Source organism: Arcobacter sp. CECT 8983 (assembly GCF_004118855.1).
In the GTDB taxonomy this organism is placed as follows: Bacteria; Campylobacterota; Campylobacteria; order Campylobacterales; family Arcobacteraceae; genus Halarcobacter.
In genome coordinates this window covers 262,689-280,341 of the sequence record NZ_PDKF01000002.1, presented here as the reverse complement: position 1 = coordinate 280,341, position 17,653 = coordinate 262,689, and the positions used below count along the sequence as shown (strand labels likewise).

General features: G+C 29.0%; 21 protein-coding genes. 14 read left to right on the top strand and 7 right to left on the bottom strand.

Features of this window, described 5'->3' with window-relative positions; genetic code table 11:
• Window positions 1–85 precede the first annotated feature (85 nt).
• From carA to CRV01_RS01395, 5 genes are read right to left on the bottom strand one after another with little or no spacing between them, the layout of a single operon-like run.
• Window positions 86–1,210, bottom strand: a complete 1,125-nt coding sequence (carA, locus tag CRV01_RS01415; RefSeq protein ID WP_129006341.1) for a glutamine-hydrolyzing carbamoyl-phosphate synthase small subunit — start codon at window positions 1,208–1,210, stop codon at window positions 86–88.
• Complete coding sequence (locus CRV01_RS01410; RefSeq protein ID WP_129006339.1) at window positions 1,210–1,761, bottom strand: DUF507 family protein; 552 nt, start codon at window positions 1,759–1,761, stop codon at window positions 1,210–1,212. Before CRV01_RS01410 ends, carA begins: the two co-directional genes overlap by 1 nt.
• Before the next feature lie 4 nt (window positions 1,762–1,765).
• On the bottom strand, window positions 1,766–3,016 hold the full coding sequence (locus CRV01_RS01405) for an adenylosuccinate synthase (RefSeq protein WP_129006337.1): 1,251 nt from the start codon (window positions 3,014–3,016) through the stop codon (window positions 1,766–1,768).
• A gap of 2 nt (window positions 3,017–3,018) precedes the next feature.
• Complete coding sequence (locus tag CRV01_RS01400; protein ID WP_129006335.1) at window positions 3,019–3,864, bottom strand: ATP phosphoribosyltransferase regulatory subunit; 846 nt, start codon at window positions 3,862–3,864, stop codon at window positions 3,019–3,021.
• Between the two features lie 5 nt (window positions 3,865–3,869).
• Window positions 3,870–4,979 carry an alanine--glyoxylate aminotransferase family protein gene (locus CRV01_RS01395; protein ID WP_129006333.1) on the bottom strand — a complete coding sequence of 370 codons (1,110 nt, stop codon included), beginning with the start codon at window positions 4,977–4,979 and terminating at the stop codon, window positions 3,870–3,872.
• A gap of 204 nt (window positions 4,980–5,183) precedes the next feature.
• On the opposite strand from CRV01_RS01395, the gene CRV01_RS01390 reads away from it, so the two are divergent.
• The 7 genes from CRV01_RS01390 (at window position 5,184) to CRV01_RS01360 (ending at window position 9,796) form a co-directional block, all read left to right on the top strand.
• Entirely contained in the window at window positions 5,184–5,372 is a 189-nt protein-coding gene (locus CRV01_RS01390) for a histone protein (protein WP_129006331.1), read from the top strand.
• 216 nt (window positions 5,373–5,588) lie between these two features.
• Window positions 5,589–6,041, top strand: coding sequence for a MarR family winged helix-turn-helix transcriptional regulator (locus CRV01_RS01385; RefSeq protein ID WP_129006329.1), 453 nt, complete (start codon window positions 5,589–5,591; stop codon window positions 6,039–6,041).
• A gap of 55 nt (window positions 6,042–6,096) precedes the next feature.
• Window positions 6,097–6,666 carry a YceI family protein gene (locus CRV01_RS01380; RefSeq protein ID WP_129006327.1) on the top strand — a complete coding sequence of 190 codons (570 nt, stop codon included), beginning with the start codon at window positions 6,097–6,099 and terminating at the stop codon, window positions 6,664–6,666.
• Window positions 6,667–6,717: 51 nt separating this feature from the next.
• Entirely contained in the window at window positions 6,718–7,212 is a 495-nt protein-coding gene (locus CRV01_RS01375) for an NADPH-dependent FMN reductase (protein ID WP_129006325.1), read from the top strand.
• A gap of 11 nt (window positions 7,213–7,223) precedes the next feature.
• Entirely contained in the window at window positions 7,224–8,003 is a 780-nt protein-coding gene (locus CRV01_RS01370) for a class III extradiol ring-cleavage dioxygenase (protein ID WP_129006323.1), read from the top strand.
• A complete protein-coding gene (locus CRV01_RS01365) occupies window positions 7,997–8,701 on the top strand; it encodes a pirin family protein (protein WP_129006321.1) in 705 nt (234 codons plus the stop codon). Before CRV01_RS01370 ends, CRV01_RS01365 begins: the two co-directional genes overlap by 7 nt.
• 60 nt (window positions 8,702–8,761) lie before the next feature.
• Complete coding sequence (locus tag CRV01_RS01360) at window positions 8,762–9,796, top strand: glyceraldehyde 3-phosphate dehydrogenase NAD-binding domain-containing protein (protein WP_129006319.1); 1,035 nt, start codon at window positions 8,762–8,764, stop codon at window positions 9,794–9,796.
• A gap of 33 nt (window positions 9,797–9,829) precedes the next feature.
• Here CRV01_RS01360 and purM read toward each other — a convergent pair whose 3' ends face one another.
• Window positions 9,830–10,825 (bottom strand): phosphoribosylformylglycinamidine cyclo-ligase, encoded by a 996-nt coding sequence (gene purM, locus CRV01_RS01355; protein ID WP_129006317.1) that lies wholly within the window; start codon window positions 10,823–10,825, stop codon window positions 9,830–9,832.
• A 138-nt stretch (window positions 10,826–10,963) separates the two neighbouring features.
• Between purM and CRV01_RS01350 the strand changes: the two genes are divergently transcribed.
• Genes CRV01_RS01350 through CRV01_RS01320 form a run of 7 tightly spaced genes read left to right on the top strand, consistent with a single transcriptional unit; the run spans window position 10,964 to window position 17,382 of the window.
• Entirely contained in the window at window positions 10,964–11,509 is a 546-nt protein-coding gene (locus CRV01_RS01350; RefSeq protein WP_129006315.1) for a spermidine synthase, read from the top strand.
• 51 nt (window positions 11,510–11,560) lie between these two features.
• Window positions 11,561–12,151: a dephospho-CoA kinase gene (coaE, locus tag CRV01_RS01345; protein WP_129006313.1), complete on the top strand. Its 591-nt coding sequence runs from the start codon at window positions 11,561–11,563 to the stop codon at window positions 12,149–12,151.
• Window positions 12,148–12,885, top strand: a complete 738-nt coding sequence (gene dapF / locus CRV01_RS01340) for a diaminopimelate epimerase (RefSeq protein ID WP_129006311.1) — start codon at window positions 12,148–12,150, stop codon at window positions 12,883–12,885. Before coaE ends, dapF begins: the two co-directional genes overlap by 4 nt.
• A 9-nt stretch (window positions 12,886–12,894) precedes the next feature.
• Window positions 12,895–13,653 (top strand): glucosaminidase domain-containing protein, encoded by a 759-nt coding sequence (locus CRV01_RS01335; protein ID WP_129006309.1) that lies wholly within the window; start codon window positions 12,895–12,897, stop codon window positions 13,651–13,653.
• 3 nt (window positions 13,654–13,656) lie between these two features.
• Window positions 13,657–14,826: a formate-dependent phosphoribosylglycinamide formyltransferase gene (purT, locus tag CRV01_RS01330; RefSeq protein WP_129006307.1), complete on the top strand. Its 1,170-nt coding sequence runs from the start codon at window positions 13,657–13,659 to the stop codon at window positions 14,824–14,826.
• A complete protein-coding gene (locus tag CRV01_RS01325) occupies window positions 14,826–15,407 on the top strand; it encodes a hypothetical protein (protein ID WP_129006305.1) in 582 nt (193 codons plus the stop codon). The genes purT and CRV01_RS01325 overlap by 1 nt, the downstream gene beginning before the upstream one ends.
• 1 nt (window position 15,408) lies before the next feature.
• Complete coding sequence (locus CRV01_RS01320; protein ID WP_129006303.1) at window positions 15,409–17,382, top strand: cache domain-containing protein; 1,974 nt, start codon at window positions 15,409–15,411, stop codon at window positions 17,380–17,382.
• Here CRV01_RS01320 and CRV01_RS13610 read toward each other — a convergent pair.
• A partial coding sequence (locus CRV01_RS13610; RefSeq protein ID WP_129007512.1) for a PAS domain-containing protein occupies window positions 17,383–17,653 on the bottom strand: 271 nt, incomplete at its 5' end.

Below are 17,653 nucleotides of genomic sequence, written 5' to 3'. Positions count from 1 at the left end.
AAGTTTTAAATTTTTGAGGAGCATACTAGAGTATGTGACGAATAAATTTAAAACTTCAACGCAGAGATTGCGAAAATAAGATTACTTATTTTACAATCTTAGCGAATTCGTCAAAGATATATTTCGACTCATGAGGACCAGGACTAGCCTCTGGGTGATGTTGAACTGAGAAGATCTCTTTATTTTTGTATTTAACACCTTCAATAGTTCCATCAAATAAGTTCTTATGCGTAATCTCAGCAATTTCTACAATACTATCTGGAACATTATAGTTATGGTTTTGTGCAGTAATTTCTACAACCATTGATTCAGGATTTGCGACTGGATGGTTACCACCATGTTGTCCGAATGGTAACTTATATGTATCATGTCCATGTGCAATAGATAACATTTGATGTCCTAAACAAATAGCAAATATAGGTATATCTGTATTAATTAATTTTTGAACTTCTTTTTTCTCTTCTGTTAAAGTTAATGGATCACCTGGACCATTTGATAAGAAGATACCACCAATTTCTTTTGCTTCAAATCTTGCAATTAAATCTTCAGCTTTAAATGTAGCAGGTACAACTTCTACTTCAAGTCCAGACTCAACTAATTCATTTAAAATATTTCTTTTTACACCAAAGTCAATAACTACTACTTTTTTATCACTCATTACAGCTTTGTTGTATGCTTTGTTTTCATGATTCCATGCACCATTTTTATGTACATAAGCTTCTTTAGTAGACACTTCTTTGATATAATTAATATCTTCTATTCTTGGGCTTTGCGCTAATTTTTCAGCAAGCTCTTCTCTATCAGAGATTTCAGTTGATGCAATCATCATCATTGCACCTTCATCTCTTATTAGTTTTGTTAAATATCTTGTATCAATAGCAGTAATCCCAAGAACCCCATGCTCTTTTAAGAATGAATCTAGGTCACCCTCAGATCTATAGTTTGAATGTTCATGGTGATAATTTCTAACTAAAACACCTTTACAGTAAGCTGTTTTACTTTCCATATCATCTGCATTAACACCTACATTTCCAATTTCTGGCATTGTAAAAGTAATAAATTGCCCAGCATAACTTGGATCAGAAATAATTTCTTGATATCCTGTTAATGATGTATTAAATACAATTTCTCCAACTGCTGTACCAGTTGCACCAAATGATTTAGCTTCTAAGAATGTTCCATTTTCTAAATAAATCCATACTTTTTGCATTACATTAACCCTCTTTTAATTAGTTCTTCTTCATATAGTCTATGATAAACAATATCATACTCTTCAGTTCCTGGAATAAGCTTTCTTTTGTAATGTTTAATTTTTTCCATTACAGCATCATCAGCTTTCTCAAACCCTTTTAAAAATTCATCAATAGATGAAAAAATTACGTTTTTAACTTGATTATCAGAACAAGTATAGTGAATATAATCTTCTTCCCATAGATAATCTAATACTTTATGAGCAATATCTGAAAATCTATCTTCATTGTTTAATATTACACCAAAGTCATTTGCTAATCTTTTTTTAGTTAACCAAAATAGTTGTCTTCTGTCTGCATTTAAGAATTCAATTTCATCTTCTTGTTCATCTAATAACTCATGAACTTTTTCATCTAATTCATGCTCTTGTTCAATATCAGCATCTAAAATCTTTTCAATTTCTGCACTGATTTCATCTTTTGTCTTTCTAATCTCTACAAAATCGCAATTTACTAAATCTCTTGAGATTCTTCTAGAAATATATGGCGTGTGATGTAACTTCATTCTCATAGGGTTATCCTCTTATAATTGTGTCTGCTCTCTCTGGTGATGTTGATACGATTCCAACTTTTACACCTGTTAATTCTTCTATTCTCTCAATATATTTTTTTGCATTTTCTGGTAGTGCATCAAATTCTCGACATCCAACTACACTATCCCATCCTTCAATCTCTTCATAAACTGGTTTAACACTTTCTAAATCAGTTGGCATATAATCAATGATTTCACCATCTAAATCATATGCAACACAGATTTTAATTCTAGGGAAACCATCTAAAACATCAAGTTTCATTAATGATAATTGGTCACAACCATTTAATCTTGCAGCGTGTTTTACTGCAATTGCATCAAACCAACCACATCTTCTTCCTCTACCAGTAGTAACTCCAACTTCTTTTCCAATGTCAGCAATTTTTTGTCCCTCTTCAGTAAAGTCTTCTGAAGGGAAAGGACCATTTCCAACTCTTGTTGTATATGCTTTAACAATACCTGTAACTACTCCAATATCCTTTGGAGAGATACCAAGACCTGTACAAGCTCCAGCACTTACTGTACTTGAAGATGTAACATATGGATATGTTCCATGATCAATATCAAGAAGTGTACCTTGGGCACCTTCTAATAAAATCTTTTTATCTTCATCTAATGCTTTCCATACCATGTTAGTAGTATTTGCAATATATGGAGCAAGTTTTTCTTTATAAGACTCAAGTAAAGCTACTAAATCATTTTTTGAAGGAGTCTCAATTTCTAATACATTAAAAATAGCTCTATTTTGTTCAAAAAATTCAATTATACTTGTAGCTAATTTAGTAGGATTTAATAACTCACCTACTCTAAACCCAGATCTTGCAATTTTCTCTGCGTATGCTGGACCTATACCTTTACCTGTTGTCCCAATAGCTTTGTCACCTTTTAGTTTCTCTTTAGCTTGGTCAATTTGTGCATGATATGGTAAGTTTAGATGTGCTTTATCAGAAATAAATAATCTACCTTCTAAGTTATCAAACTGTTCCATCTCTTTGATAATTGATTCAGGAGATAATACAACTCCATTACCAATTATATTTACTGCCTTTGGGTTTAAAACACCTGAAGGAATTAAGTGAAGTGCGTATCTAACACCATCTACCCAAATAGTATGACCTGCATTATGACCACCTTGTGACCTACAAACCATGTCATAATTTTGAGCAAGCATGTCAACCATCTTACCTTTTCCTTCATCTCCCCATTGAATACCAACTATTAAATCTGCTTTCATCCCTAATCCTCTAAAATTTTTAATAAACTATCTGTATAAAGTGCAAATCCTAATGAAGAAATTCCATCAGAACTATATTTTCCACCTTTACTAATTACAAAATTATCTTGAATTACTCTAAAATATACATCATCATAGTACTTTAAGCTTCCATGATAAAGTGGAGCAACAACTAAATTTTTATATTCAACATTTTGAGCTGTACTTAAAAGTTTTTCAAGTTCTACTTTTATCACCTCTGGTGAAATTTTTATAGCTTTTTCTAAATCTTTAATATTTTTTACTTTAATAAGTGAATTTAACCAAGCATCATCTATCTCAAATAGTTTTGCTATTTCACCATTTTTAAAGTAATCAATATCAATATCAAACTCTTTTGAAATAAGTTTTGGAATATTGATATTTGATAGTTGTAAAACTGGATTTATATCTAGTTCATCTAAAATATTTCCAGTAATATTTACTAGATCTACAATATTATCATGGTCTATCCATTCACAACCAATTTGATAATCTTCAGTTGAAGGATATGAAAATACTGGTTGTACATAAAACCATTTTTTATGAGAAGTTGCTCTTCCAAGTCTTTTTGTAATAATTCTTACAACATCAAGTGTTGAATCTGCTCTTAATGAAACTTGTTCATTTGCTTCATCTGAAAACTTAATAAGTTTTCTATCATTTTCAATTGCTTGATGCTGAGAGTAAGAGAAGTTAGGTGTGATTATCTCTTCAAAACCTTTTGAGTCTAGAATTTCACATACTCTATTTTCTAAGTTTCTCTTAGCCTTAGCTAGCTTTCCAAAATATAGTCTTGAGCCCTTTGGTATTTCGTGTTCAAAAACCATGATTATTAATTTCCTTTAAACATCTCTTGAGAAAATACTTTTGAAGCAGTTCCATCAAAATCTCTAAGATTTAATTCATCCATTGCTAATTCAACTGCATTTACTACCCATGTAGCTTCAAAATCTTCAACTAATCCCATATGATTTATTCTATAGATTAATGTTTTAATATGGTCTTGTCCACCTGCAATATTTACATTATACTTTGTTTTTAAAATTTTTCTAATTTCAGGTGCATTTTCACTATAAATAGTTGTCATTGCATTTGCTGGAGTTTGAGGATAAATTTCACACCCAATAGCTTTTAAAGCTTCTCTTGTAGCTTTTGCTCTTAATGCTGTTTTTTCATAAAGCGTATCAAATCCACCATTTTCTTTAATGTATGATAAAATCTCTTTTAATCCAATAATCAAAGTTGTTGCTGCTGTCCATGCTGTAGTATTTGTTCTTTGTTTTTTAATTTCTGTTGCTAAATTAAAATAAAAACCTTTTGCATTCTCTTCAATTTTAGAAACTGCAGCATTTGATAAACCAATAATCGCAAGCCCAGGAGGAAGCATAAGTGCCTTTTGACTTCCTGTAATTACTGCATCTAAATTTGTAGTGTCAATCTTCTCAACACCAATAGCAGTAATTCCATCTGCAACTATTGTGATATCTTTATTTAGTTTTTTAACTTCTTTTGCAATCTCTTCAACAGGGTGTTTTAATCCCCCTGCACTTTCACATAGTTGAATAAATATTGCATCAATTTCACTGTCATTTTTAACTGCTTCTAAAATAGCATCTACACTTACAGGCGTATTCCATTCATTTTTGATTTCAGTATATTCGATGTTAAAAGCTTTACAAATTTTTCCAAATCTTTCACCGAATTTTCCTGAATTTACAGTTAATGCTTTTTTCTTTGTTAGATTAGTAACACAAGCCTCCATTGCACCTGAGCCACTAGATGCAAGCATTACAACTTCATCCATTCCATATAATTCAAATAATAATTCTCTTGTTTCTTCAAATATTTTTTCAAATTCTGGTGTTCTATGGTGAATAGTAACATCTGCCATAGCTTTTCTTACAAATTCTGGTACAGGCGTTGGTCCTGGTGTTAGTAACATATAATTTCCTTATAAGCTTTTAGTAAAACTCGATATTATATCCAAGTGTTTATAATTAATTGGTTAAACAATAAAAAATATGATTTTAAGCTAATTTTTAGTTATAACCCTTGACATTATTGTTCTAAATGTGTAGAATACCTATATTATATTACTTTTTTCAATAAGTAATAGATAATATCACAATTAAAAAAAGGACGAAAAATGGCAAAAGAATTAAAAGAAAAGAAAGTTGAAAAAATAGCTAAAAAAGCAGCTAAAAAAGTAGTTGAAAAGAAAAAAGACGTAAAAAAAGTTACTAAAAAAGTTACTAAAAAAGTTTTAAAACTTAAACCTACAAAAGTTAGCAAAGCTAAGAAAGCTGCTAAAAAAGCTGCTAAAAAAGCTGCTTAATACTTAATTATAATTTCTAAAGGCAGCTTAATAGCTGCCTTTTTACTTTTAACAATAACTATTAAATCCAAAACATTTCTAAATTTTCAAATTTGTGTAAGCGCCTAACATAGGCTTTTGAAAAGTATTTTTGCTACTAGTTAGTAATAGTTTTTCTAAAAAACACTTGACAAATACTACTAACTAGTAATATAATTTCACAAAGGAGTTAAATAAATGAATACTAAATCCCTAGTAAGTTATGGAAAAAGAACAGATAAATCTATGAAAACTATCATTAGGATAGAAAGAATTAGGTCAAAATTCCATAATAGATTAGTAAACTATTTAAATACTTTTAACTTGACTTTTAATCAATTCAAAGTACTTGAGGTACTTTATCACAGAGGTGATTTGAATATTAGTTCAATTACAAAGCTTACAATGAGTACTCCTGGTAATATTACTGTTGTAGTAAAAAACCTTAAAAGAGATGGCTGGATTACAACTATTTCTGACCCAGAAGATAAGAGAGCTTCTATTTTAACTATTACTCAAAAAGGTATTGAAGTAATTGAAAAAGTATTTCCAAATCATGCAAAAAATTTAAAAACATCACTTGAAGTTTTAAGTGACAAAGAACTTGATACTTTATATGAACTTTTAAATAAAGTCTATAAAGCAAATTAAAAAATTTTACATTTATATTACTAATTAGTAATATTATAAACAAAAAGGATAAACAATGACAAAATTAGTAAAACTAGGACTTGCATCAATTATAACAGCAGGTAGTTTATTTGGTGCTACATATAATGTAGATCCATCTCACACAAATGTTGGCTTTAAAGTTAAGCACTTAATGATTTCATATGTTAGAGGAAATTTTGAAAAATTTGATGGTTCATTTGAATATGATGAAAAAACAGGAACAATTAAATCTGTTCAAGGTACAGTAGAATCAAACTCGATTAATACTGATAATAAAAAAAGAGATAAGCATTTAAAATCTGCAGACTTTTTTGATGTAAAAAAATATCCAAAATTAACTTTCAAAGCTGAAAAAATTGAAAATAATAAAGCTTATGGTAAGTTAACTATTAAAGGTGTAACAAAAGACGTTGTATTTGATATTGAAAAAACTGGTGAAATACTTGACCCATGGGGTAATCAAAGAATTGCCTTAGAAATTGAAGGGAAAATAAATAGAACAGATTATGGTTTAAATTGGAATAAAACACTTGAAGCTGGTGGAATTATGGTAGGTGAAGAAGTTAAAATCGATATCGTAATTGAAGGAGTATTAGCTAAATAATTAGTAAAAAACCTAATTTAATAAATAAAAAATAGTTCAAAGGAGTTTATAATGATTTTAATATTTGTTGCAAGTTTAAATGAAAATATGAAGTTAGCAAAAAAGGTTAAAGAACAACTACAAGAAAATGGTAAAGAAAGTGAAATTATCAATTTAGTTGAACTAAACCTTCCTATGTACGATAGTAATAAAGAAGAAAAAGATGGTATTCCAAGTAGTATTAAACCTATTATCGAAAAGATGAAAAGTTGCGATAGTTATGTTTTTATTTCTCCTGAATATAACTTCTCACTTCCTCCTGTATTAGTTAATTTCGTTGCTTGGATTTCAAGAGTAGGAAATGACTTTAGAGAATTATTCTCGATGAAAAAGGTTCAACTAGCAACACATAGTGGAAGTTTTGGAAGTGATGTTACAGCTTGTATGAGAAGTCAATTTACAAAATTAGGTGCAGTTGTAATGCCAAGAGAGATTATTACAACATATCAAAATGGTTTAAATGAAGAGAGTTCAAAAAAGATTCTTTCTACTTTTGCCTCTTTTTAAAAGAGTTTAAAATGTTTCCTTCACTTTTCATTTCACATGGAGCACCAAATATTATTCTTCAAGACTCACTTAGCAAAGCAAATATAAAAAGCTTTGCTAAGGGTTTAGAAAAGCCTAAATATATAATCATTTTTTCTGCACATTATGTAACAAATGATTTAAAAATCATAAACTATGAAAACAATGATTTATTATATGATTTTTATGGTTTTGAAAAAGAGTTATATGAGTACGAATATGAAATAAAAAGTGATAAGAGGATAAGCCTTAAAATTGTAAATCATCTTAAAGAAAATGGCATTGATATTTCTATAGATAATACAAGAGTTAACTATGACCATGGTGTTTGGACTTGCCTTTCAATGATGTATGAAAAACTTGATATTCCAGTAGTTCAAATATCTGTTCCTCTTTCTTATACTAAGGAACAACTATTATATTTAGGGAAACAATTAGCCTTATTCAAAGATGAAGCTTTACTTATAGGAAGTGGTGGATTAACACATAATCTTTCAGATATGCAAATAAGTGATTCAATTAAAACTTATGCAAAAAACTTTAATGATGAAGTAATAGATATAATAAATAGTGGTAACCAAAAAAGGTTACTAGAAATAGCTAAAACTATTGACTATAAAAGAAATCATCCAAGTGATGAACACTTTTTACCACTTTTTATTGTATTTGGAAGTGCAAAAAACAAAAAAGGCATCTCTTTTAATAGTGAGTTTGTGTACACAAATATTTCTATGGAGTGTTTTGCCTTTGATTTAAAGGAGTCATTATGCTAAAAAAACTAAAAAAAGAAAATATGGGAACATCTAACCTTGGATGGCTTGAGTCAAGATTTCACTTCTCATTTGCTGACTATAGAAATCCTAATAATATAAATTTCGGAGTTCTAAGAGTTTTAAATGATGATATTATTCATCCAAAAAGTGGTTTTGATACACATCCCCATCAAAATATGGAAATTGTTTCATATGTAATTGATGGAGAAATCACACACAAAGACTCTATGGGAAATGAAGAGACTTTAAAACGTGGAGAAGTTCAATATTTAAGTGCAGGAGATGGCATTTATCATAGTGAACATAACTTACATGAAAGTAAAGATTTAAGACTTTTACAAATTTGGATAATACCCCCTGCAACTGGTCTTCCTAGACTTTATGGTTCACAAAGGTTTACAAAAGAACAAAGAGCAAATAAGCTTTTAAATATAGTCTCTTCAAAAGAGAAAGAAGCTCCTATCCAACTATATCAAGATGTAAACTTTTATGTAAGTGAACTAGAAAAAGGAAAATCTTTAGATTTTGAAATAGATAAAAATAGACAAGTTTACTTTACTCAGATTGAAGGAAGCTCTATAGTAAATGATATTGAACTAAATGAAGGTGATGCTATGGAAGTTACAGAAGAGAGAAAGCTTCAAATTAAAGCTTTAGAAAACTCACATTTCCTTTTTATTGAAATGAAAAGTGAGTAAATAACTACTTACCTAAAAGTTAATATGCTAAAATAAACAAAAATTTTAGGCCTTAACTTAATGAAAGAAAAAATACTTTTAAATGGAGTAGGAAGAATAGGGAAAGCTATTCTTAGACAATCTCTAAGTGATTCAAACTTTGAGATTGTTGCAATAAATGAGATAAACCCTTATATCAAAAATATTGTTTACTCTATTAACCATGACTCAACATATGGAAATATCGAAGATAGATTTGTAATAGATAATGAAAACTTTATAAAAAACTCTAAAACAAAAATCAAAATTCTAAATCACCAAAATATCTTTGATATAGATTTAAAAGATATTGACTATATCATTGATGCAAGTGGTATCAAACATGATATAAAAAGCCTTGAAAAACTCGATGTAAAAGCAATCTTTTTAACCCATGCAAATGAAAATGCTCACAAAAATATTATTCTTGGAGTAAATGAACAAGAACTTAATACTAATAAACACAAAGTTATTTCAACTAGCTCTTGCAATGCATCGGCACTACTTCCTGCTTTAAAGATAATTGATGAAAGTAAAAAAATTATTTGTGGTGATATTTCAACTATACATCCTTTATTAAACCATCAAAGGGTTTTAGATGGAAGTTTTGTAGGAAGTGCAACTAGAGATGTAGACTATAACTTCGAGTTTGGAAGGTCAGCTACACAAAATATTATTCCAAATAATACAACTACTATAAAAGCTTGTTCTTTTGTAAACCCTAAAATTAATCAGGAACTAATATCTTCAAACTCATTAAGAGTTCCTACAGATACAGTGGGAGCAATAAATGTATGCTTATTTATTGAAAAGAAAACTTCTAAAGAAGAGATTATAAAACTTTTTGAAGAGTTTGAGAAAAACCAAAATTATCCTATAGTCTTAAATAACTACGACCCACTTGTTTCTAGTGATTTTAAGAAACAAGCCTATACAACTATTATTGATCATAGATATACAGATGTAAAAAAAGAAAAAATGATTAAGTTTTTACTTTGGTATGATAATGAGTGGGGATATGCCTCAAAAACAATTGAGATTTTAAAATATTATGCACAAAAAAAGGCAAGGTTTTAAACTTGCCTTTTAAATAATCTAAACTTACAAAGACTAGATATATTCTACTTCTGCTTTTCCAGCTTTGATTTCACCGATTACATAACCGTCAGTGTTTTCTAATACAGAATCTACATTTGCAGGATTTACAACAAGAACCATACCAACACCCATATTAAATGTTCTATACATCTCTTCTTTTTCAACAAATTGTCCCATATAATCAAAAATTGGTAATACTTTGATTTTACTTCTATCAACAACTGCTTTTAAATTATCAGGAAGTACTCTTGGTAAGTTTTCAGTAATACCACCACCTGTAATATGTGCTAAGGCATTGATTTTGTCTTTATTAGCTTTGAACTCTTTTACATAAATTCTAGTTGGTTCTAATAATACATCTTTTAAAATTTTTCCATCAAACTCATCTTCTAAAGTCATTCCAAGTTTTTCTAAAAGAAGTTTTCTAACTAAAGAAAAACCATTTGAGTGAATTCCCGAAGATGGAAGTGCAATTAATACATCACCCTCTTCTATTTTTTCAATTCTATTTAACTCTTCTTTTTCTGCAATACCTACACAGAAACCTGCTAAATCAAAATCACCTTCTTTGTACATTCCTGGCATTTCAGCAGTTTCACCACCTACTAATGCACATTCAGATCTAATACAACCTTCTGCAATACCTTTTACAACATCAGTTGCTGCATCAACTTCTAGTTTTGCAGTTGCATAGTAATCTAGGAAAAATAATGGCTCTCCGAAATTACAAAGTAAGTCATTTGTACACATTGCAACTAAGTCAATTCCTACTGTATCAAATTTTTTCGAGTCAATCGCTAGTTTAAGTTTTGTACCTACTCCATCAGTTCCCGATAATAAAACTGGGTTTTTATAACCTGTTGGTAATTCAAATGCTCCTGCAAATGAACCAATTCCTCCAAGTACTCCTGGGATTAAAGTAGATTTAACATGCGGTTTAATATTTTCTACAAACTGATTTCCAGCATCAATATCTACACCAGCATCTTTATAACTTACTGTTGACATTATTTTCCTTCTTTTTTGTTTTTAAATATATCTGTTAAATATCAGCTTAATTTTTTATGCCTTAAAGATATATTCATTTAGTTTAATAGTATTTTGCTATTATATCTAAAATTTTATAAAATATAAGGACTTATAGAAATGAAAAATAATCAAGCCTTTAATGAAATGATGGTGCATACTCCTATCTGTACGCATAAAGAACCAGAAAATGTTTTAGTAATTGGCTCTGTAAATGATGAATTAAAAAAAGAGGTAGAAAAACACAATTTAAAAAATGTTGAGTATGGTGACACTTCACTTTTAACTTCAAAAGATGAAAAAAATGTTGATTTAATAATTTTTACAGATGTAAATCTTGATGAAATGCTTTTAGCAAATATTGAAAGAGTATTAAAAGATGATGGTGTTATTTCATTCTCTACTTCAAGTTTCTCAACTGATGAACAAAAATTAAAAGATGATTTAACATTAGTTGGTCAAAATTTCTGGATTTCAATGCCATATAAATTTGGACATGAAACTGCAATTTTAGCTTCTAAAAAGTATCACCCAACAGCTGATATTATTTTACAAAGATCTGATTTATTAGTTGATTTAGAATACTACTCAACTGAAATTCACCATGCTTCTTTTGTATTTCCAGCTGCTCAATACAGAGCTTTAACTGGTATAGCAAAAAGATAATCTTCTTTTAAATAATCATAAATAAATCATTTTTGTAGTAAACTATCTACTATGAGTAATGATTTATTTAAAAATGCAATCGCCTTAACAGGTGGAATATCTACAGGTAAAAGTACAGTTTGTAACCTATTTAAACTTCATGGTTTTCTAATAATCGACGCAGATGAGATCTCTCATAAACTACTTGATGAGAATTCTGCAAAAATTGCAGAAATGTTTGGGAGCCAATATGTTGAGAATGGGAAGGTTCTAAGAAAAGAACTAGGTAAAATCATCTTTACAAATGAAGAAAATAAACTAAAACTAGAGAGTTTACTTCATCCACTAATTAAAGATGAAATTGTGAAAAGGTCAAGACTATTTGAAAGTCAAAACAAACCATATTTTATAGATATTCCACTATTTTTTGAAAAAATGCATTATCCTATTCCTAGGTCTTTAGTTGTATATACTCCAAAAGATTTACAAATACAAAGACTTATGAAAAGAGATAATATAAGCCAAGAAGAAGCATTAATTAAAATATCAAACCAATGGGATATAGAAAAGAAAAAAGAGTTAGCACATATGGTAATTGATAACTCTAAAGATTTAAAAAATTTACAAAATGAAGTAGAAAGAATTATAGGAGAAATTATATGACATATACAAAATATTCTGCAAGTGGAAATGACTTTGTAATCTTCCATACTTTTGTTGAACAAGATTTCTCTTCTAAAGCAATAAAACTATGTAATAGGACAGAAGGAATTGGGGCAGATGGTTTAGTTGCACTTGTTCCAAGTACTGAAGCAGACTTTAAATGGCTGTTTTACAATAGTGATGGAAGCGTTGCTTCTATGTGTGGAAATGCAACAAGAGCAGTTGCACACTATGCTTACAATAATGGTCTTGCTAACTCTTCAATGAAGTTTTTAACTCAAGCTGGACTTATAGAATCAATTGTTGAAGGCAATATTGTACAAACTCAAATGACTAAACCAAAAGCTATTAAAGAAGCTTTTGAACAAGAGGGATTTACTTGGTTTTTAATAGATACAGGAGTTCCTCATTTAGTAGCCATTGTTGATAATTTAGAAAAGTATGATCACGATATTTGTGCAAAAATGAGATATGAATACAATGCAAATGTAAACCTTGTAAAAGTTGAAGATAAAAAACTTTTTGTAAGAACATATGAAAGAGGTGTTGAAGGAGAGACAAAAGCTTGTGGAACAGGTATGGTTGCTTGTTTTTTAAGATGTCTTGATTTAAACCTTGTAGAAGAAAAAGCTTTAGTTTATCCAATTAGCCAAGAAGAGTTAACTATCTCTAAAATAGAAGGGAAAATCTATTTTAAAGGTGCTGTTAAAAAAGTTTTCACAACTTCAATTTAAAGGAAATAAATGAAATTATTCAAAATTTTGCTTTTGAGTGCGCTTGTTTGTTCACTGGGAATTGCAAATAACAATGACAGTAAAAACAATAAAGGTTTCCCAAAAGAGTACTATAAACTTCAAGGGAAAAAAGCAAAAGACTATTTTTTTAATTTTTTAGAAAAAAAAGTTGAAGTTGAAAATTTAAAAATCCTAAAAGAGAGAGATTTTATTCTTTCACTTGATGGTAAAAAAGATTTAGCTAAAGACTCAAAAGAGTATAAAGAGCTGGAAAGACTACAAAAGAAATATAAAGTTAAAAATATCTATGACTATAACACTTTTCTAAGAAGAGTAGATATTATTCCTCCTTCACTTGCAATTGCACAAGCTGCAACAGAGAGTGCTTGGGGGAAAAGTAGATTTATAAGACAAGCAAACAATATTTTTGGACATTGGACTTATAATAAAAAAATTGGAATGGTTCCACTAAGAAGAGAAGAAGGCAAAAAACATATGGTTAGAATCTTCCCTACTTTAGAATCTTCTATTGCAGTTTATATGAGAAACCTAAATAGAACAGGTGCATATAAAAACTTTAGACTAAACAGAGAAAAAATGAGAAAAAACAATACTTTTATAAATGGTCTTATTCTAAGTGAAGACATGACTAAATACTCTGCAATTGGTTATAACTATGTAAAAATTTTAAAATCTATTATTAAAAAATATAAACTAATCCAACTTGACAAAAAATTTTATGAAAAAACAATTAATAAGGAAAAATAAAAAATGAATTTTACAGCACCTCTTAAATCAGACTCTATAAAGATTATGCTTCTAGGAAGTGGAGAGTTAGGTAAAGAAGTTATTATTGAAGCACAAAGATTAGGAATTGAAACTATTGCCGTTGATTCTTATAATAATGCTCCTGCTCAATTAGTTGCAAATAAAGCTTATACAATCAATATGAAAAATAAAAATGAGATTTTAGATGTAATCAGAAGGGAAAAACCTGATTACATTTTACCTGAAGTTGAAGCTATTAATATTGAGGCACTTTTTACTGCTGAAAATGAAGGTTACCATGTAATACCAAATGCAGATGCAGTAAACAAAACTATGAATAGAAAAAACATCAGAGAATTTGCAGCAGTTGAACTAGGACTTCCAACTTCTAAATATGAGTTTGTTACTACTTTTGAAGGTTTAGAAAAAGCAGCAGGAAATATTGGTTTTCCTTGTGTTATAAAACCTGTAATGAGTTCATCAGGTCATGGACAAAGTATTGCAAGAAGTGAAGCTGATTTACAAAACTCTTGGGAACTTGCAAAAGAAGCAAGGGGTGATGCTAGCGAATTAATCGTTGAAGAGTTTATTACATTTGATTATGAAATTACTATGTTAACTGCTAGAAACGAAAACCAAACTGTATTTTGTGAACCTATTGGACATATCCAACAAGACGGTGACTATATCTTCTCATGGCAACCAATGAATATGAGCGAGACTGCTAAAAGAAAATCTCAAGAAGTAGCAAAAACTATCACTGATGGTTTAGGTGGAAGAGGTATTTTTGGTGTTGAATTGTTTGTAAAAGGTGATGAAGTTTATTTTTCTGAAGTAAGTCCAAGACCACATGATACTGGTATGGTAACAATGATTACACAATCTCAAAGTGAATTTGCACTTCATGTAAGAGCAGTTTTAGGTCTTCCTTTAAATTTTATTGATTATGGAGCAGGAGCAAGTGCTGCATATAAAGCTAAAAATGATACATTTAATCCAGTTGTTGAAATAAAAGATGAAGCCTTTACAGCTACTTCATATGCAAGAGTATTTGGTAAACCTCAAAGCCATGAAGGTAGAAGAATGGCAGTTGCTTTAACTTTTGATAAAGATAGTAGTGATAAAGCACTGCAACAAGCAAAAGAGCTTATCGAAAACTATAGTGATAAATAATGATTAAAAACCTTCTATTAGCATTTATTTTAGTATTTATTTTTAGTGGTTGTTTTTCTTTCTCATCACTTAATCCTTTTAGTGATGAAGAAAAAACACAAGAAGAAGTTAAACCAACTCAAATACCAATGGATGCTCCTAAGTGGGTAAAAGAACCAAAAGAAGAAAATGCTATTTCTATTGTAGCTTTTTCTTATATAAAAGATGGGACGGTTAAAGAGTTTGACAAAAAAAGAACTCTATTAATTGCAAGTAATAAACTTAGTAAAAAAATCTATTTAAAAACAATTGAGTTTTATAAAGAGTATGAACAAAAACTTGATAACCCAATGACTTTTGATCAAGACTTAAAAAGTATTGCAGAACAAATATCTTTAAAAGCAGTTTCAAAAAGTAAGATAAAAAACTCTTGGCTAAGTAATGACAATAGACTTTTTGTGAAACTTTCTGTTGACTCTGACTTCGTTGCAACACAAATTCAAAATGAAAGTAAACACATATATAAAGTAGATAAAACTTTATATAAAAATATTCTATCAAATAGAGCTAAAGCTTTATTAATAAACTATTTGGAGAAATAATTTGCTTATAAAAAGTGAAAAACAACTTTTAAGTTTTATCAAATATTCACCTGTTCTTATTATTACCCTTATTGCTATACTAATTAATATTTTAATCTATGTACAAAATGAAGAAAACTTTCAAAAAGATTTGAAAATTTATAAAAAGAACTATATTGAATCAAAAAAGAGACTTACAAAGTTTCAAGTAGAAAAAGCTTATAAAGATATTCAAAGAGAAAGAGACAACATTGAACAAAGACTTGAAAACAGATTAAAATCAAGAGTTCAAGAAGCCTATAACATAATTAAAAATTTGCACGAAAAATACTCTCACTTAGAAGAAAAAGAGCTTTTAAATATTATAAAAGAAAGCCTTAGACCAATTAGGTTTAATGAAGGTAGAGGTTACTTCTATTTAGTGAAAAATAGTGGAATTACAATTCTTCATCCAATTATCCCACAACAGGAAAATAAAGATAGTTCACAAAGAAAAGATGAAAATGGTAATTATTTATATAAAGATATCCTTGAACACTTTAAAACACATGATGAATATTTCGGAGAATTAAAAGCTGTTAAACCTGATATTGCTCATAAAAGATTTGACAAAGTTAGTTATATAAAGTTATATAAACCTCTTGATATATTAATTGGAACAGGTGAATATAAAGAAGATTTTCTTAATGAAATGAAAAACCATATTATAAAAGAGTACATTCAGAATATAAGATATGGTAAAAATGGATATATTTTTATTTTTGATTATGATGGATATCAACTTGCTCATATAAAAAAGGAATACATAGGAAAGAAAAGAATTGATTTAGTTGATTCAAATGGTTTTATGATTACAAAAGAGATTATAAAACAAGCAAAAAAAGGACCTGGTTTTATTAACTATATTGGTTCAATTATGCCTGAAACTGGAAAACCTGCATATAAAACAACATATATTATAGGTATTGATGATTGGGGTTGGGCTATTGGTTCTGGTTTTTATAATTTAGATATGTTAAATTATTTAGAAACAAAGAAAAAAGAGTTAAGGCAAATGAATAATGAGTCTTTAAAAAACACTCTAGTTATAAGCTTAATTCTTTGTGCAATTTTAATAGCCCTATCTTTTTATGTTTCGAATATTTTGGAAAAATTCTTTACAAGATATCATGAACGAATTGAAAATGAAATACTAGAAAATAGAAAAAAAGATATGGTTTTATACCAACAATCAAAAATGGCTTCTATGGGTGAAATGTTAGGTAATATTGCTCACCAATGGAGACAACCTTTATCTTCAGTTTCAACTATTGCTTCAGGAACAAGAATTCAAAAAGAGTTAGGAATGCTTGATGATAAAGAGTTTGATAAAGGAATGGAAACGATTGTAAATACTACTAAACATCTTTCTCAAACAATTGATGACTTTAGAGAGTTCTTTAACCCTAATAGAATAAAAGAAGAGATTAGTACTCAAACCTTATATAACAAAGCTATTCAACTAATCTCATCAAGACTTACAACAAAAGAGATTGAACTTAAATCTAATATTGATGATGCAAATTTTGTAACATATGAGAATGAGCTTCTTCAAGGTTTAATGAATATACTAAACAATGCTATTGATGCTTTTGAAAATAAACATATTAAAAATAGAGTAATTGAGTTTAATATAAAATATGAACTTGAATGCAAAATGCCAAGTTGTGCTATTGAAGAGTGTACTCAAGGGAAAGAAGGCTATATTACTATTACTATTCAAGATAATGCTGGTGGAATTCAAGAAGATAACTTAGATAAAATATTTGATGCATACTTTACAACAAAGCACAAAAGCCAAGGTACTGGCATTGGTTTATATATGACATATGAAATCATAAATAAACATCTAAAAGGTTTTATCAGTGTTGAAAACTCTGAAATAACATATAATAAAGAAAGCTACAAAGGCGCAAAGTTTACTATTATTTTACCAACTAGAATTGAAGAAGGTTAATTACCTTCCTTCTTCTTTATTCCAGTTTGCATATAAAACTTCAGCTTCTGATATTTCTTCTCTTGATGGTTTCCTTCTACAAGACAAATACCCTTTAGTACCATCACAACTCTCAAAGGGATATACTGTTGCAAATACCCAATAATAACCTCCTGTTTTTGTTGCATTTTTTACATAGCCTGTCCATGTCTCACCTTTTTGCACTGTATCCCAAAGGCTTTTAAATGCTTTTTTTGGCATATCTTTATGTCTTACCATACTATGTGGATTC

Bases quoted from the DNA above. Each gene is read 5' to 3' on its own strand.
- carA (WP_129006341.1), bottom strand. From the start codon at position 1,210: ATGCAAAAAGTATGGATTTATTTAGAAAATGGAACATTCTTAGAAGCT.
- CRV01_RS01410 (WP_129006339.1), bottom strand. From the start codon at position 1,761: ATGAGAATGAAGTTACATCACACGCCATATATTTCTAGAAGAATCTCA.
- CRV01_RS01405 (WP_129006337.1), bottom strand. From the start codon at position 3,016: ATGAAAGCAGATTTAATAGTTGGTATTCAATGGGGAGATGAAGGAAAA.
- CRV01_RS01400 (WP_129006335.1), bottom strand. From the start codon at position 3,864: ATGGTTTTTGAACACGAAATACCAAAGGGCTCAAGACTATATTTTGGA.
- CRV01_RS01395 (WP_129006333.1), bottom strand. From the start codon at position 4,979: ATGTTACTAACACCAGGACCAACGCCTGTACCAGAATTTGTAAGAAAA.
- CRV01_RS01390 (WP_129006331.1), top strand. From the start codon at position 5,184: ATGGCAAAAGAATTAAAAGAAAAGAAAGTTGAAAAAATAGCTAAAAAA.
- CRV01_RS01385 (WP_129006329.1), top strand. From the start codon at position 5,589: ATGAATACTAAATCCCTAGTAAGTTATGGAAAAAGAACAGATAAATCT.
- CRV01_RS01380 (WP_129006327.1), top strand. From the start codon at position 6,097: ATGACAAAATTAGTAAAACTAGGACTTGCATCAATTATAACAGCAGGT.
- CRV01_RS01375 (WP_129006325.1), top strand. From the start codon at position 6,718: ATGATTTTAATATTTGTTGCAAGTTTAAATGAAAATATGAAGTTAGCA.
- CRV01_RS01370 (WP_129006323.1), top strand. From the start codon at position 7,224: ATGTTTCCTTCACTTTTCATTTCACATGGAGCACCAAATATTATTCTT.
- CRV01_RS01365 (WP_129006321.1), top strand. From the start codon at position 7,997: ATGCTAAAAAAACTAAAAAAAGAAAATATGGGAACATCTAACCTTGGA.
- CRV01_RS01360 (WP_129006319.1), top strand. From the start codon at position 8,762: ATGAAAGAAAAAATACTTTTAAATGGAGTAGGAAGAATAGGGAAAGCT.
- purM (WP_129006317.1), bottom strand. From the start codon at position 10,825: ATGTCAACAGTAAGTTATAAAGATGCTGGTGTAGATATTGATGCTGGA.
- CRV01_RS01350 (WP_129006315.1), top strand. From the start codon at position 10,964: ATGAAAAATAATCAAGCCTTTAATGAAATGATGGTGCATACTCCTATC.
- coaE (WP_129006313.1), top strand. From the start codon at position 11,561: ATGAGTAATGATTTATTTAAAAATGCAATCGCCTTAACAGGTGGAATA.
- dapF (WP_129006311.1), top strand. From the start codon at position 12,148: ATGACATATACAAAATATTCTGCAAGTGGAAATGACTTTGTAATCTTC.
- CRV01_RS01335 (WP_129006309.1), top strand. From the start codon at position 12,895: ATGAAATTATTCAAAATTTTGCTTTTGAGTGCGCTTGTTTGTTCACTG.
- purT (WP_129006307.1), top strand. From the start codon at position 13,657: ATGAATTTTACAGCACCTCTTAAATCAGACTCTATAAAGATTATGCTT.
- CRV01_RS01325 (WP_129006305.1), top strand. From the start codon at position 14,826: ATGATTAAAAACCTTCTATTAGCATTTATTTTAGTATTTATTTTTAGT.